This window comes from Methylobacter sp. BlB1, assembly GCF_015476545.1.
Lineage (GTDB): Bacteria > Pseudomonadota > Gammaproteobacteria > Methylococcales > Methylomonadaceae > Methylobacter.
Genome location: NZ_JADMKV010000081.1, coordinates 1 through 16,374 on the forward strand (window position 1 = coordinate 1; position 16,374 = coordinate 16,374).

Annotated in this window: 12 protein-coding genes; all 12 read right to left on the minus strand. The window is 51.7% G+C overall.

What is annotated here, in order from left to right; all coding sequences use genetic code 11:
- Positions 1–264 precede the first annotated feature (264 nt).
- Entirely contained in the window at positions 265–1,620 is a 1,356-nt protein-coding gene (locus IT781_RS19735; protein WP_194971893.1) for a restriction endonuclease subunit S, read from the minus strand.
- The gene (locus tag IT781_RS19740) at positions 1,617–3,119 is read right to left on the minus strand and encodes an N-6 DNA methylase (protein WP_194971894.1); all 1,503 of its coding nucleotides are present in this window, start codon (positions 3,117–3,119) and stop codon (positions 1,617–1,619) included. Before IT781_RS19740 ends, IT781_RS19735 begins: the two co-directional genes overlap by 4 nt.
- Before the next feature lie 351 nt (positions 3,120–3,470).
- Positions 3,471–5,387, minus strand: a complete 1,917-nt coding sequence (gene hsdR, locus IT781_RS19745) for a type I restriction-modification system endonuclease (RefSeq protein WP_370527053.1) — start codon at positions 5,385–5,387, stop codon at positions 3,471–3,473.
- Positions 5,342–6,823 (minus strand): DEAD/DEAH box helicase family protein, encoded by a 1,482-nt coding sequence (locus IT781_RS22670; protein ID WP_370527054.1) that lies wholly within the window; start codon positions 6,821–6,823, stop codon positions 5,342–5,344. The genes hsdR and IT781_RS22670 overlap by 46 nt, the downstream gene beginning before the upstream one ends.
- 562 nt (positions 6,824–7,385) lie before the next feature.
- Positions 7,386–8,708 carry a hypothetical protein gene (locus tag IT781_RS19750; RefSeq protein WP_228779294.1) on the minus strand — a complete coding sequence of 441 codons (1,323 nt, stop codon included), beginning with the start codon at positions 8,706–8,708 and terminating at the stop codon, positions 7,386–7,388.
- A gap of 252 nt (positions 8,709–8,960) precedes the next feature.
- Positions 8,961–9,647: an ion channel gene (locus IT781_RS19755; protein ID WP_194971896.1), complete on the minus strand. Its 687-nt coding sequence runs from the start codon at positions 9,645–9,647 to the stop codon at positions 8,961–8,963.
- A gap of 58 nt (positions 9,648–9,705) precedes the next feature.
- The gene (locus tag IT781_RS19760; protein ID WP_194971897.1) at positions 9,706–10,422 is read right to left on the minus strand and encodes a TIGR00730 family Rossman fold protein; all 717 of its coding nucleotides are present in this window, start codon (positions 10,420–10,422) and stop codon (positions 9,706–9,708) included.
- Positions 10,423–10,531: 109 nt separating this feature from the next.
- Positions 10,532–11,764: an acetate/propionate family kinase gene (locus IT781_RS19765; protein WP_194971898.1), complete on the minus strand. Its 1,233-nt coding sequence runs from the start codon at positions 11,762–11,764 to the stop codon at positions 10,532–10,534.
- A 7-nt stretch (positions 11,765–11,771) separates the two neighbouring features.
- Positions 11,772–13,856 (minus strand): glycogen debranching protein GlgX, encoded by a 2,085-nt coding sequence (glgX, locus tag IT781_RS19770; protein WP_194971899.1) that lies wholly within the window; start codon positions 13,854–13,856, stop codon positions 11,772–11,774.
- Positions 13,857–13,976: 120 nt separating this feature from the next.
- Entirely contained in the window at positions 13,977–14,615 is a 639-nt protein-coding gene (locus tag IT781_RS19775) for a histidine phosphatase family protein (RefSeq protein WP_194971900.1), read from the minus strand.
- 65 nt (positions 14,616–14,680) lie between these two features.
- A complete protein-coding gene (locus IT781_RS19780; protein WP_194971901.1) occupies positions 14,681–16,267 on the minus strand; it encodes a glucose-6-phosphate isomerase in 1,587 nt (528 codons plus the stop codon).
- A partial coding sequence (locus IT781_RS22515; RefSeq protein ID WP_228779295.1) for a hypothetical protein occupies positions 16,194–16,374 on the minus strand: 181 nt, incomplete at its 5' end. The genes IT781_RS22515 and IT781_RS19780, both read right to left, overlap by 74 nt.

Genomic DNA, 16,374 nt, shown 5'->3' on the forward strand with positions numbered 1-16,374 from the left:
CTTTGGCACATCGTGATGCCGCAGGGAAGAGGAGGAGTCCATACCATTATCCTACAACTACTGGGACGTGTCCGGTAGAGGCTTTGGCCAGCAGCGCTTGGGCCCAGGGGGCTATGCACTGTTGGGGTGCGAGGTATTTGATCGTTCCCACGCTCCGGCGTGGGAATGCCGTCCAGCCGCTCCAGCGGCGCGGATCGGGACGCCGGAGCGTCCGCCAATGCGTTCCCACGCCGGAGCGTGGGAACGATGATTTGGTGGCGGCGATCATGCTTGTTGCTTCCGCTTGTTCTTCACCGGCGGCTGCGCGTTGCGTTCGGCTTGAATGCGTTTTAGCAATTCGGCGGCGGGTTCGTCATTGGGGTCTTGCGGCACCAGTTCGCCGCGGAAGGCTTTGGCTAGTAACGACTGGGTCAGGCGATCGAGGCGTTGTTTAGCGGCGAGGTACTGTTTTTCGACCGTGTCGGCCAGGGTGAACAGGGATTCTACGCGGCGGACGATTTCTTTTTGTTCCTCAGTCGGCGGCATATTGATTGGCAAGTTGCTCAAAATCGTTTTATTGATTGAGGCTAAATTTGTAGTTTGTTTTCCTTGCCGAATAAAATATTCATGACCTTCGGTATTCCCCCACCATGAAACATATTTTGGATTGTTAGTTGAGTCGTAAAGACGTGCTCGAAAAACATGATTTTGAAAAGAACAGCGAGTTATTTGATTTTCCCAAATCCACCCCCGTCCTAATTTATCCAAATCACCGCCCTCATTGAACAAGACATCCCCGGACTCTAATAATAATTTTTCTAATTTTGAGCTGGGTATTCTAATTGTCTTTATTTCTGTAAGATCCAAATAACCACGCTGCACATTCGCAACCCGTAAATACGGTATTTCTTCATCTACATCTGACTGTTTTTTTGAGTCTTTGGTTACGCCACCTTGTATTTCCGCAATATCCGAAAGTTTCTTCCAAGACCACTGGTTAAGATGTATACCGTTAGTTTCACGCCACTCCCTCGTCAACTCCCCGGAAGTAGCGGCGGCGAGGACGGATTGGCGGAAGCGTTTGAGCAGGGTGGGGATTTTTTCCAGGCGTGCCTGGGCCGCATCAACTTTAGCGAGCACGTTGTCGAGTTTGTCGGCGATGCGGATTTGTTCGTTTAGGGGGGCGACTGGGATGCGATACTCAAGCAAGTAATCCTTAGGAACACGTTTATGGCCGACCGAGCCGGTCATGCGAACCGAACAATCATCTTTGAATTGTTTTGTTTTAGCAAAGGCATGTAGATATCGTGAATCTAGAAATTCGGATCGCAGTACAAAGTACTCGGTGCTACCTGCTCCTATACCATTGGGAAGCCCTGAAACCAGAACACTTTTACCATTCTCGAAGCAAGGGGTAATCTTTGCCAGTAATACGTCACCATCCTTGAAATGGGTATATCCTTTTTTGCAATCGCCCCATTTCTTTTGTTCATACTGAATTTTTCCCAGTAATTTGGTTGGCACCAAATTCATCGGCACAAATCCACAATCTTCATCGTCTTCTATATCGCTGAGTTTTTCATTCAGAGACACCAGGGATTGCAACGGTTCTTGTATCCACCCAGAAGGAAGCTCACTCATGCCAGAACCTCCTCACCCTCTTCCGCCGCCCCCAACTCAACCAAAATTGCCTGCAATTCCTGCATCGCCCCGGCCATTTCTTCCAGTGCTTCGGTAATCAACACATCCGGCTCCGGCAGCTTGGCGCTGTCTTCCACGCTGTCATCACGTATCCAGGCCAAGTCCAGCGAATCGTCTTTTTGGCGAATTTGCTCGCGGCTAAAGCAACGCAAGCGGCAGGCTTCCGGATTGCCGTTGTTGCGGGTATGACGCTCGATAAAATCCTGACGGGCGGTTTCGTCCACCGTGGTCAGGTCGCGGCCTACTGCGTCGTAAAATTCCTGCAAATGCTGGGCGGTAAACAAGGTGCGTTTGCCGAATTGCGGCATGTTGGCGCGCAGGTCGTAGACCCAGATGTTTTGGGTGTTGCCTTTGTCCTTATTCGCGTCTTTGGGTTTGTTGAAAAACAGCACGTTGGTTTTCACACCGGCGGCATAAAAAATGCCGGTGGGCAGGCGCAGGATGGTGTGCAGGTTGCACTTTTCCATTAAGTCCTGGCGGATGGTTTTGCCGGTGCTGCCTTCGAACAATACATTATCCGGCAACACCACGGCAGCCCGGCCACCGGGTTTGAGCATGACGTGGTACATCAAATGCAGAAAGGCCAGCTGTTTGTTGCTGGTGTAGTGCACCAGGTCGTCGCGGGTGGGGATGCCGCCGCCCTGCTTGGTGCCGAACGGCGGGTTGGCCAGAATCAGCGTGGCGGGCGGCAGTTGTTTGCCTTCGTTGCTCAGGGTATCGCCGAACAGAATGCCGGCGTTCCGGTCGTCGATGGCCAGGTCGTGCAGCATCAGGTTCATCATCGCCAGGCGGCGGGTATCGGGCACCAGCTCCATGCCGTAGAAGGTTTTATGCTGGTATTTGTCGTAGGCCGTCTCATCCAGCGCGTTGATGTTGTTGTGTTGCTTGATATAGTGGTGGGCGCTGATCAAAAAGCCGCCGGTGCCCGCGGTGGGGTCGACGATGACGTCATCCAACGTGGGTTTCATCAATTCCACCATGGCGTTAATCAGTACCCGCGGCGTGAAGTACTGGCCGGCGCCGGATTTTTTCTCGGTGGCGTTGATTTCCAGCAGACCTTCGTACATGTCGCCCAGGCCTTCGGTTTTGGCGTTGTACCAGTCCAGCTTGTCGATTTCGGTGACCAGTTTGTTGAGGGTGGCGGGTTTGCGAATGACGGTGCTGGCGTTGTTGTAAATGGCCTGCGTAATCAGCGAGCCGTGGGAGCCTAAATCCACCAGCATTTTTTTGTAGGCTTCCAGGCGCGTGGCGGAATTCATGGCTTCCAGATCGGCCCAGCGGCAGCCTGTGGGAATCAGTTCATCCTGGCCGGTTTCTTCGACCATTTTCAGGAACACCAGAAAGGTCAGCTCGTTGATGTATTCGTGATAGGTGACGCCGTCATCCCGTAACAGGTTACACAGATTCCAGAGTTTGGCGACGAGGTCTTGGGTGCTCATAAGGTTGGGTCGTTAAGGTTGGTTTGCGGATAATTGTTCGATTTTAACATAGGCCTAGCCTCATCCGGGCACGGAATGCCGGGATGAGGCAAAGCATCCGGCTATAAATAATTTCCTTGAATACCCATTTGTGGGGGCGATTTTAATCGCCCAGGGCGAATGAATTCGCCCCTACAGGCAGCACATTCCAAGTTTGGTAAGGTGGATGCGGCTATCGCCTTATCCGGTAGCTGGACGGGTTATTTAACCCGTCCATACGTTTAACCGTGAAGGCAACTTATTAATCGAAGTGCTTTAAACGTTACGGTCGGGGCGAATGCCCCGACCGGCGACGTTAATGCTCAATGTGGTTTATTGCCATAACGCTCGATTGAATCGCTCCAATACTTCGGTCACCGGCTGTTCAAATAATTTGTCGGCGCGCTTCATGCCGCCCTGGTGCTTGAAAATGCCCTGGTTCAGCGCCGCTTCGTCGACGACGGTGGTGGCTTTCATCTGTTGGGCAATCAGTTGCAGCCATTCCCGTTGCGGGGTTTTCCACGGCTGGCTGGTCAGGATTTTTTCCAGGGCGTTATCAACACGCTGTTCCCATGGAATCAGGGCTTCGCCCAGGGCAGCCTGGCGGATAAAGCCGATAATGCGGGCGGCGATTTCTTCCTGTTTGACTTCACGCCAGGCGGTTTGCAGGTCTTGCTCGCGAAAGCGGTTGCGATCCAGCTCGACCGCCAGTTCCTTCAGGCTTTGCCGGCTCAAGGCCCAGGGCTTGTTGATGACGGTCTGTATCGCCAGCAGGCGGTTGCTGTTGGCGTTGATAAAGTCTTTAAAGGCATTGAGGTAGTCTTGCGGTTTTTGGCCTTCGCCGTAGCCGGTGGTGATTTGGGTGATTTTATCTTCACCCTCGTGAATCACGATGGGCGGGAGAAAGCCGCCGGTTCCTGTCAGTTTGGCGTCCAGCAGTTCGCCCAGTCCTGGATGGTTGGTAAACCATTGCACCACTTGTTGCAGCGGCATGGTTTTCAGCTCTTTGGCGAACTCGGCGGGCGGCTTGCCGACGAGAGTCTCAAATTTGCTGACCTGTTCGTCGGTTAAGAAATTCTTTTTTACCTGCAGTTTGGCGATAAATTGCTTTTTCGCCAGGTCTTGCAGGTCGGGGGCGGTCGTTTGCGTCATCTCCGCTTCAAGGTCGCTGAAGCTGATATCCACGTTGGTGACCACCGGTTTCATGGTGTTCACTTTTTCCAGTTGTTTGTAGATATCCACCGCATCGTAAACGCGGAACGGGCCTTTGCCGATTTCCGGGCACAGGCGCGTGGCGCGGCCGAGCATTTGTTCGAACAGAATACGGCTGTTGACCCTGCGCAAAAACACCAGATTGCAGATTTTCGGCACATCGACGCCGGTGGTTAACAGGTCCACGGTGACGGCGATGTTGGGCAGGCGGTCGTTTTTGTAGCTGCGGATTTTTTCTAATGGCTTGTCGGTGGTGCCGGTGATTTTTTGCACGGCATCGTCTTCCACTTCGCCGTGATAGGCTTCGATGACGGTTTTAAAGGCTTCCACCACGTCGTCGGCGTGTTTGTCGGTCACACAGAACACCAGGGTTTTCGCCGGCGAATAGGGGTTGATGGCGTCGCTTTCGATCAACCATTGGGTGACGACTTTGGTGAACTCCGGCGCGATGACTTTGCGGTTGAAGTCGGCGACATCGAAGTTGAGTTCATCCGGCGTATTGTAGGTTTCGATGCTGTTGTTCTCGGCGTCGTAGACTTTGACCTGTTCGTTGACGGCATATTTGATGCCTTGTTCGGCCAGCCTGGTATGAATGCGGATCGGCGGCAGGTGGTCGTTCAAGTAGCCGTCGAGAACAGCTTCGGTATAGCTGTAGGTGAATACCGGCGGGCCGAAGATTTCGGTCGTATGCAGCGCGGGCGTGGCGGTGAGGCCGATTTTGAAGGCGTCAAAATAGTCGATCGCAGCGCGGTATTTGGATTGGTAGTCTTTTTGATCGCGGAACAGGATTTCGGTATCGCTGAGTTCGCGGTCAAGCAAATAACCCCGGTGGCATTCGTCCACGACGATGCAATCGTACTGGCCGACGCCGGGTTTGTTTTCATTATCGCCGGGGTAAAGGATACGCTTCACCACTCCTTGTACGGTGGCGATGTGCACTTTGGTATCGTCCTCCGGATTGGGTTTGGGGGGCTTGTTTTGCTCCATGCCCATCACCTCAAACGTGTCGGCAAAAGTGTTGAGGTTTTCCAGGCGCACTTCGCAGAAATCGCCGGTGGCTTGTACGCCGAGCGGTCGACCAGAAACAGGATGCGGCGGAAGCGTTCGGATTTGAGCAGGCGGTACACCATGGCGATGGCGGTTTTGGTTTTGCCGGTGCCGGTGGCCATGGCGATTAGCGCGGTGTTTTTGCCCTGTTTGATGCTGCTCTCGACGGCTTTGATGGCGTTGACTTGATAGTCGCGCAGTTTCAGATTGTAGTCGAACGCCATCTCGTCCAGCTCGGCTTCCGCCTGCTGGGGCGTTTGTCTGAGGTAGGTTTTGATTTCCTGCGGTGTGTACCAACCTTTTAGAACTTTGCGGCGGTTGCTGTTGTCGCGCACATCCAGAAACCAGATGCCGCTTTCCTTTTCCAGTTGTTTTAAATAAGGGCGACCATTGGTAGCGAAAGTAAGGGGAACTTTGAACTCGCCATAGTTGGTTTCAAGAGTGAATGCGCCTTGTTCCAGCAAACCTTTGGCGTAGCGTTTGGCTTGCCCGATATCGTCGTAGACATTCTTCGCGCTCTTTTTGGCTTCAACCACGGCAACGGGAGTTAAGCCCATAAAGAGGACATAGTCGGCGGGGCCCGAATCGGTTGGCCATTCGGCAATGGCGCGGTTGGCGTTGGCTATCGGGCGGGCGCCTTTGGAGTATCTGAGATTGACGCTATCGGCTTCCCAGCCTGCTTCGATAAGCTGTTCATCGATCAGAATGCGGGTTTCGGCTTCGCTCAGGTGTAGTGTGGACTTTTCTACACGGCGAATTTGCTCGGCCTGTTGTTGTTTTTCGAGTCCGGTAAAAAACTTGAAGTATTCAATGTTGGCCGCATCCATTTTGGCGCGGAATTGCGCCAGCTTGGCCTCGTGCTCGGTGGCGATTTGTTCCCAGACCTGGCTCTCGCTCGCCATCTGTTCGGCACGTTGCTTTTCGGCTGCGGCTTTTTGGGCTTCGATTTTTTGCTGTTGTTCGGCGCGGCTTAACCGGTCTTCCGCCGTTTTCGTTTGTTTTTGCAGTTCCTGTAGCGCCTGTTCGAGTTGACGCACTTTTTCGGAAGGGTCTTGCGGTTTTGCAAACGGCTCCAGTTTGAAACCTTTGGCTTTATCACCACCGAATTGAATATGAAACCAGGCGCTGAGCGCATGACCTACCTGTAAGGCTTTAAGGGCATCACGGTGGGAGGATGAGGTAATGTCGTGGGTCGCTGGGTTGCCGAGTTTTCTTAAAGCATGGAAAGCGTCTTTGACTTGTTTGTCCAGCCTGAGGGTGTAGTCCAGATCTCTTAACAGGTCGACCTGTTTGACATCGCTGCCGGAGTCAACTCCCACGCGGGAGGCGATGGTTTTGGCAAGTTCTTCGCCCAGTTGGCGCATTTTGATCAGCGTGGTGTTGGGGTCGGGCACGAAACAGGCTTCGGCGGTTTGGGCCAATCGCACCAGTAACTCATCATGGTGTTTAAGAAAGTCAAAATTACTAAGGGTTGGATTCAAAATAACATCCCGATGTCGATTTTTTATGAGCCCTCGTGGGAGCGATGCCTACATCGCGACTAAAGACCGCCGCAAGTCGCGATGTAGGCATCGCTCCCACTGCCGCCAGCCGGATTTAAAAACAGGCAATTATTGATTGTCGAATCCTTAGTTCCATCTACAACTTTACCTTTTCCACGGCGATTGGCTTGCTATTCGAGCCGAGCAAAATGTAATCGATGAATCGGTTGTAGCCGTAACCCATATCGGTCGCGATGGCTTCAAGTAAGAACGCTTCAACAAGGGTTCGCCGGTTACGTGACCATCAAGCATAGTAGAACTCTGGCGGCGCCTGGATCGTCTTGAACCGGCATAAGTTTTAATCGCCCGTAATCTAGCAGATCGGTAAGGACATATCAATGTTCGGCAGACAACGCCTGATCTGCCGGTCTGACAATGTTGAGTATCGGTTAGCGGCCACGCTTTCGGGCTGCAGAGCTTATGCTTCACCGCTATTGACCAATATGGCTTAAGCAAATTTCTTCTTCAACCGCCAAAAAGCCACAGCGGAAACCAGCACTATCCCGCAAGCGGAAGCGATCAGCATCAAACCCAGAAACACGATTTGCCTGAAGGTATAATCCACCAATGCTTTGCCACTAGCCTGGGCTTGCCAGACCGCGGCATCCAGTCGGGTTGACAACCCCTCAAGCTTATCGGAAGCCAGTGTCTGGTCAAAAGCATGCAGCAGTTTCACCAAGTCTTGTGCAGTAGCATTGATCTGCGCTGCAGCCGCAGTGTAGTCGTTGATGCGGAAAGGCTCGGCGTTCGGACTCGACGGGCTGACTTGGAGTTGCCGCACCACATCTTGGAAAGACTTTAGGGTGGCGGTAGACGCGTTGGACATCTGTCTGCCAGCGTCCAGTGCTTTCTCGGCTTGGACGGTGAGGCTGATGAGCCCCGGCTGGTGCGCGTCCAGGGCTTGGATGATCTGTTGGCGCTCTGTACTGATGAATCCTGGCAGGCGCTCCGCTGTCTGGCTGAACCGATCTGCCGATTCGGACAGTTGGGTGGTGTTAGCCAGCAACTTTTCCATCTCAGGCATTTCTGCCGTATGTATGGCCAGTAATTCGGTTTCCCAGCGGATCAGAATTGGCATGTGTCTGGCTAGGAACAAACCGCGTTCCGCGAACAACCGTGTGTTGGCCAACTCGCGGGTAGCGGGGTCGAGTCCCGCCAAGGGGTCTATAGCGAGCAGATTAAACACACTGCTGGTTATCCTTGGGCTGGATCTGCGATCAATCTCGGCGGCTTCGGACGCAAAGCCAAATGATTCGAGATCACGGGGCGAACGCACATTCGGGTGTTGCTCGTGCCAGGCTTTAATGGCGGTACGCAGTTCCGAGAGCTGTTCTTCTTTTAGTGTCTTCGAGGCGATCTGCCAAATCCCCTCCTCTACCTCTTGAGAAGCGATCAGATAGGGCTTAACTGATTTGCCGTAGAAGGTGGGCATCCAATAATCCTCGACATTCATCCGGTTCAAGCTGGCGAAGATGACCATATCGAGGAGATTGGCATAGGTGTTGGCCCCGGTGGCGATGGCCAATATATCATTGGTAGTGGTGATTCGGCGCTGTAGAAGGGTTCGCCTTCGGGCGGCCTTATCGTCTTCTCCCTGCAACTGGCCTATGGCAAGATTGAGTGTTTCAATAGAATTGTCAGCAAAGCGAAGCAACTGGGATTGCAGTTCGACGGGATCGGGTGCTTCGTTTTCTTGGTTGAGTGAAAACATGGAACTGATGCCCTTTTCAGGCAACTCCAGGGTATTTTTGAGCAAATTGCAACCGCTCATGCCCAAGACCAAGACAAGTAGCAGAACAACCTTCGGCACTCTACGGCCTCATGGAGAGAGAAACTGATGCACTGCGCATATGCTGTATCGGCTCCTTAGGATCTTTCTGATTAACAACAGCGCTATTGAATTTCAGCTTGTTTGACAGCTCAACAATTCCGAATACTCCTTCAATGACAGGGAAAACATCGTCAGCTCGCTATCTCGATCAAATGTAATCGATGAACTGGCTCTTCTACTTTAATTCGCATCTTAACGTACGCCACGTCCGCTCAGGAAAAGGCTCACAAGCCCAGCCAGCATGATAGCGATGTACAATTGGCCGGTTATCACCTCCAAGTAAGCAAGCGTACGCGCTAATGGCACGACCGGCGTAATATCGCCGTATCCAAGACCCGCCAAAGTCACAAAGCTGTAGTAAAGAAGGTTGTCCAAAGTAGCATTGCCGTGGATATCGGCTATGCCATTGAATGATCCCGGCAAAAACTGAAAAATCAATCCATATAAAATTGCCCAGATTAACCCCATCAGAAGATAAACACACATCGCTCCGAATAGCAGATTACGATCAATAGTAGTTCCGCCGAGCACGTGTCTGATAGAGATAATCACACTGATGATGGCAAACACGAAAGCCACTAGAGTGGACGATAATTCAATAATCCTGCTGGGGTAATAAACATTGATAACAGTGAATAAGACATTCAATACAGCAAGCGCCATGCCTATGTAGAAAAGTCGAGTTTCCCTATGCAAACTCCAGACACCAAGCAGCATCAATGTGCTATAGCCGATCTGCAAGCCGAGGCGCATCAGATGAGCGTTTTCTGCCAGATCAGGGAAAGAGCGCAACGTAGGTACAAGCAAAAACAAAAACAGCAAGCCGGACAGAAGATAAGCGTAATTGTCGGGTTTGGGATGCTGATTCAACATAGGCATGCACAATTCCGCTGTTTTTAGTTATTAAGGCTTTGCTGTCATTAATACTGAAAGGTCTTTATGTATTTGAGTAGCTCTCCTTGATAATGTTTATGGCTGTTTCCACATTGTCGGCGCGATGTATCAAGTCCAGGTCTTCCTCGCCGATAACGCCTTGCTGCAACATGTTGTCATGGGCAAACTGTCGGATATGATCCCAAAAATCGCCGCCCATGCCGATGACAGGAAACCGCTCCAGTTTGCCTGTCTGTACCAAGGTTATCACTTCAAAAGCTTCGTCGAGCGTGCCAAAACCGCCGGGCATCACCACAAAGGCGCATGAATACTTGATAAGCATGACTTTGCGAATGAAGAAATGTTCGAATTCAATAAATTGATCAAGGTAAGGATTGGGTTTTTGTTCATGAGGCAATTTGATATTGCAGCCCAAACTGTAGCCTCCCGCCTCTTTGGCGCCGCGGTTCGCAGCTTCCATAATGCCGGGACCGCCGCCGGTCATTACTATGTAACCCGCATTGGCCAATGCGCTTCCCAAGTCGCGAGCCAGATGATAGTAGGGATGATCTTCTTTAAATCTTGCCGAACCAAACACAGTGACGCACTGTTTGGCTAGATCAAAGCTTTCGAAGCCGCGTAAAAATTCCAGGAAAAATGCGACTGCACTTTCCAGATCTTGTTCCCGGTTGCGTCGACCTGACAGGAAGGCTTTTTCCGCCCCTTCGACCTTTCCTAATAGTGAATAACTTTTATTAGGATCGAAAATGTTGCTGTTCATTTTGACCTCCAAGTGATGCCCAATCTAGCCTGAATTCAACTCAAAGGAGATGAGTTCCTCTGTTATTCTGACCTGAAGCCGCATCAAAAGAATCCATTTGACACGATGGCTACTCAGTCAAGACTGAAAGCGTTTCGCGCGCAATCTGCAATTCTTCGTTCGTGCGCACGGCCAGAACACGAACGGAATGGCCGCTTAATCCAATTTCGCTGACTTCCTCAAGTAACCCGTTATTGACTTCTGAATCGATAGCGATGCCAAGCTTTTCAAGGCCCTTACAAGCCCAGCTTCGAATTAAAGGCGCGTTTTCACCGACACCGCCGGTGAAAACAAGTGCATCCAGACCATCCAGTGCAACGAAATAGGCGCCGATATATTTTCGGATACGGTAACAGTAGACTTCCAGCGCCAAGCGGGCGCGTTCGTCTCCAGTTTGTTCACGCGCCAGTACTTCGCGCAAATCGTTGCTGCCGCATAACCCCTTCAATCCTGAATCCCTATTAAGGATTTCCTGCAGTTCTCTCGAACTCTGGCCAAGAACGTTTTCCAGATAAAGCAGTATTGCTGCATCCATATCACCGCACCGAGTTCCCATGACGAGGCCTTCTAAAGGCGTGAAGCCCATGGACGTATCGATACAACGGCCATGTTGTATTGCAGCGGCGCTAGCACCATTGCCGAGATGCAGGGTAATTAATTTAAGATCCTCGAGCGGGCGCTGCAAAAATTCGGCCGCCCGTCCTGCTACATAACAATGAGAAATGCCGTGAAATCCGTACCGACGAATACCATAACGGCTGTACCAAATTTCCGGAACGGCATATCGAAAAGCATGCGGCGGCATGGTCTGATGAAAAGCCGTATCGAAAACAGCCACTTGCGGCACGGACGAAAAAATTTCCCGGCAGGCTTCAATGCCGGTCAGATTGGCCGGATTGTGCAGCGGCGCCAATGGAATTAATTTTCGAATCCTATCGATGACCACCTGATCGATAGCCACCGATACTGAAAAGGCTTCTCCACCATGATCCACGCGATGACCAATCGCATCCGGCCCCTCCCCTGCATCAAACCCGAAGGCGCCGCGTAAAATCGCGGCAATATGGACGAAGGCGGCCCGATGGTCGCCGGCTTCGATTTCTTGCTTGTTCTCCACCAGTTCGCCTTGAGCATTTTCTGCCCGGTGCCGGATCAGGCTTACGCTTTCCCCGATACGCTCCACCAGCCCACTGGCAAGTGAATGCATTGGCTCCATTACAAACAGTCCGTATTTGATCGAGGAACTGCCACAATTGATGACCAGTATCCTGGAAATACCACGTTGGCTTGCTGTACTGGTCATGGTTTGTTCACCTGCGCCCCTCGAAAACGGCGACAGTATGCCTGGATACTTGATAAGACGCACTTTCGTAATCCCTCTGCTGATTGCAAGACATAATGTCATCCGGGCTGATACGAGAGGTATCCAGCGCCAGACGCCATGCTCGCCCAGGAATCTCAGGTAAAGGAGCATCCACTGTCCGCTCAGACATGTTTAACATGACATGCAGATCCTCCTCATCATCAGTTAACCCAGCCAGTGTGTATGCCAGATAGCGAGCGTTTGAATCGAACCATAACGGTTCATCCAGCCGGTATCCATGCCAGGCGATATCGCGAAGCCCTCGGTCGGACACTGCTTCTCCGCTTAGAAATTCGCGTTGGTTGAGATTCGGGTGCCGGCGTCTTAAGGCAATCAGTTCCTTCACAAAACGCAGCATATCGCCATTTTCTTTCACGAGGTTCCAGTCGAACCACGAAAGTTCGTTATCCTGACACCAGGTATTGTTATTGCCTTTTTGAGTGCGCAACACCTCATCGCCGGACAGCAGCATCGGAACTCCCTGGCTTAATAACAGGATGCTCATCAGATTTTTTGCTTGCCGCCGCCGTAGGGCTAAAATTTCCGCATTATCGGTCTCGCCTTCAGCGCCGCAATTCCAGGATAAGTTATTGTCGCAGCCGTCGCGATTGTCTTCACCATTGGCTTCGTTGTGCTTACCGTTGTAACTGACCAAATCATAAAGTGTGAAACCGTCATGGCAGCTGATGAAATTAATGCTGTGAAGCGGTAACCTGTCATCGTCCGCATAAAGATCGCTGCTGCCGGCAATGGATGAAGCCACCTCGCCCACCAGCCCCGGATCGCCACGGACAAAACGCCGGATCACATCCCGATAGCGCCCGTTCCATTCCGCCCAGCGTAAGCCGGGAAACGAGCCTACATGATACAGGCCCGAAGCATCCCATGCTTCCGCAATCATGGGCACCCCGTTAAGTGCATTGGAAAATTCGATCCGCCAGGGCAGCGACGGATTGGCTTGGGGTATGCCGTCTTCGCCGCGTGTAAAGACGCTGGCGAGATCGAAACGAAAACCGTCGACATGCATCTCATCAACCCAATACTCCAGACAATGCAGAATGAATTGCGTCACCAAAGGATGATTGCAATTAATACTGTTGCCGCAACCGGTGTAATCGCGATAGTAACTCCGGTTCTGCGCATCGAGATGATAAAAAATGTCATTGAAAAAACCCTTGAAATTGATCATCGGGCCATTGTGGTCGCCTTCCGCCGTATGATTGAAAACCACGTCGAGAATAACGCCGATGCCGGCATTATGCAGGGCCTTGACCAGATCCTTGAATTCGCGCGCATGCGTTCCAAGTTCGGGGCTTACACAATAGCCTGGATGGGGACTGAAAAAACTGTGCGTACTGTAGCCCCAATAATTTTTCAATCCTCTTGCCGCCACGTTATCCGGCACGAATTGTTCGTCAAAAGCCATGACCGGCATCAGCTCGACATGGGTTATGCCAAGTTCCTGCAAGTAAGGAATCTTATCGATCAATCCTGTAAACGTGCCGGGCTGCCCTACCCTAGACGAAGGATGACGCGTAAATCCGCCGACATGCAATTCGTATATGATCGCTCCTTCGAGGCCGCGTTTGCGGGCATGCTCGTCCGACCAGAAATAATCAGACTTTGCGACAACGGCCCGGTATGACGAACGACTTTTATCGTCCGGATCGGAAGAGCGGCGCCGGTTCCAAAAGGCATCGGTAACTGCCGTGGCCCAGGGATCTACTAATTCCTTTTTATGATTAAAACGCCGCCCTGTCGAAGCCGTATCGTTCGGTCCAAATATTCGCCAGGTATAATGGGTCCCGGAGGGAAGCGCTTCGACGAACACATGCCAGAAGAAAAAAGAACGATTTGTTTTGGGATTGAGGCTGATAATTTGAAACGGCTCCAGACTTCCGGCCGCGTCATAAAGTAATAGATCAGCGCCACTGGCATGACGACTGAAAATTGAAAAATTCACTCCAGCATCGTTGACCGTTGCACCAGGCGGAAAATATGAGCCATGGCTTGCTTTATACGAAAGAGTCACTGCAATTCACTCCATAAAATTTTGGCTTGGCCATCAATCGCTTGATATAAAGTGACTTTCAGAAGTGTTGCGATTGAAAAATAGGTAACTTTTAACCTAAAGAGAGTCCGTTTACGCCCACTAAGTGCCAGCGCGATTGCGCAAATGCTCGGGCATATAGCTTCGATCGCCCAAAACTTCCAGCATCGGTCCATAAGCAGCAAACTTGATAATGGAAACGGAAGCAGCCGGAGCGTTGATACGATCCCGATAACGGCCTACATCAATCCCCAACAGGCTGCAAAGAATGATGCGTATGGTAGCCTTATGGGATACCACCAGCACATTGCCGGTCTTGTATCCGGACTCGATTTCCGTAATCACGGGAAGGGCGCGGGCGGCAATCTGAATAGCCGTTTCGCCGCCCGTCGGCGGATTCCAGGCAGGATCAGTCTGCCAGCGTAGATAGTCCTGCTCGTAATGTTGCCTGACAGTGTCCAACTCCTGATCTTCCCACGCTCCATAACTGATTTCGCTAAGTCCATCCCTGATCTGCAGGGTCAGGCCCAAGGCGTCGCATAAAGGCTGTGCTGTCGCTATCGCTCTTTTCATCGGGCTGACATAGACATCAGTCCAGGGTATCGAGCGATGGGCTTCGGCAAAAAATTGCGCCATTTGCCTGCCTTCCGGGGTAAGTTCGGCATCGAGCGCCCCGCAATAAGCGCCGCGTTGGCTGTACGTCGTTTCGCCATGACGAAGCAAATAGATTTTCAGTGTCATGCTGTATTACTCCTTGGCTGGCAAGACAAACTCAGCAATTTAAGGACGACAGTCAAAAAGACTTTTCAAACGCTTGCCGGTCTATTAAAACTGATAGTCAGTTCACCGGGCTTGGCAAGATCGCCATGCAAACCGACACCACGGCGATTAGCCGCCAAGTGCCGCAGAATTTTGTAAACGTCTTCAATCTGATCACTGGCGTCCGCTTTTTCCGCTAATGCCGCCAATTCCAGAGGCTGATCCGTGGTTTTCAAAACGGAGAGAATTTTCCGTTGCAGCCCCAACAATGTCTCGGCGGCCTTTTTCCCTGCTTCTACACCGGGCTGATGATAGGCATTGACGTTGATCAAAGAGGCATAAAATCCAACGGCGCGTTCGTAAAGGGCGATCAGGGCACCGACCGATTGAGCGTCTACCCGTGTAATCGTTACGGTAATCGAATCCCTTAAATTCTCGAAAAGCGCGTGCCGCGTACCCTGTAAAAATCCGGAAAGAAAGTCGCCGCTGGTTGCATCGGTATCGACTTCAATGGAGGGTCCCGCCCGGTACTCCAGCACTTCTATGAAAGTCACAAAGAAATTCGCCACGCCTTCCCGCAATTGCTGAACATAGGCGTGCTGGTCCGTGGACCCTTTGTTGCCGTAAACCGCAAGTCCTTGATGGACCGTGTTGCCGTCCAAGTCCTTTTCTTTGCCCAGAGACTCCATCACCAATTGCTGCAGATAGCGTGAAAACAGCAGCAGAGCGTCTTTATAAGGTAAAACCACCATATCTTTTTCACCCTTGCCGTTGCCCGCATAATACCAGGCAAGGGCCAGCAAAGCGGCCGGATTGCGCTTGATCTCAGGTACGCGGGTGGCAATATCCATTTCCTTTGCACCTGCTAACAGCGCGCGGATATCAATCCCCAGCAGCGCAGCCGACAGCAATCCTACGGCAGACATCTCGGAAGTCCGCCCGCCTATCCAGTCGAACATGGGGAATTCTGCCAGACAGCCTTCAATTCGCTCCAGCTCATCTATTTTGCTGACAGCCACGGCATGGGCAAGAAAATCCAGGCCTTGCTGCTCGTATGCGCGCTTCACTTCCAGCATGGCATTGCGGGTTTCGGGCGTCCCGCCGGATTTGCTGATGACTATGACTAGGGTACTGTTGAGCCGGTCATGCAGCCGATTGATGATCCGATCGATCCCTGCGGGGTCGGTGTTGTCGATAAAGTGTATAGCGAGCGGTGGAAAATCGGTTGACAGCGCGTCGGCTACAAATTGTGGACCGAGCGCGGACCCGCCGATCCCGATAGAAAGTATATCGGTGAACTTTGGCGCTTGTGGCGGATGAATCGAGCCCTCATGAACCTTCTTGGCAAAAGCCTCGATGCGATCAATGTTCTCCATGATCTGATTTTTCAGTTCCGATGGCGCAATTTCAGGGTTACGCAACCAGTAATGCCCGACCATTCGGTTTTCATCCGGGTTGGCAATTGCGCCTTGTTCCAATGCCTCCATATCTTTAAACGCTTTCGCAAATTTTGGCTGTAGAGACTCCACCAAACTTTCGCTGAACCGCATCCGGCTGATATCAAGATACAATTCCAAGTCTTTGTGAAAGTAAAACCAATCTTGGTAATGCCGCCAAAGCTCTTGTGAGTTCATTGATTTTTCTCCAAATAACATAACTGATATTACGCGTGGGCTGTTTCATCCTGTTTGCCGCGCCGAGCACCGCAGCTTTCGGCGAGAACAGCCCGCAGGGGCGCTGC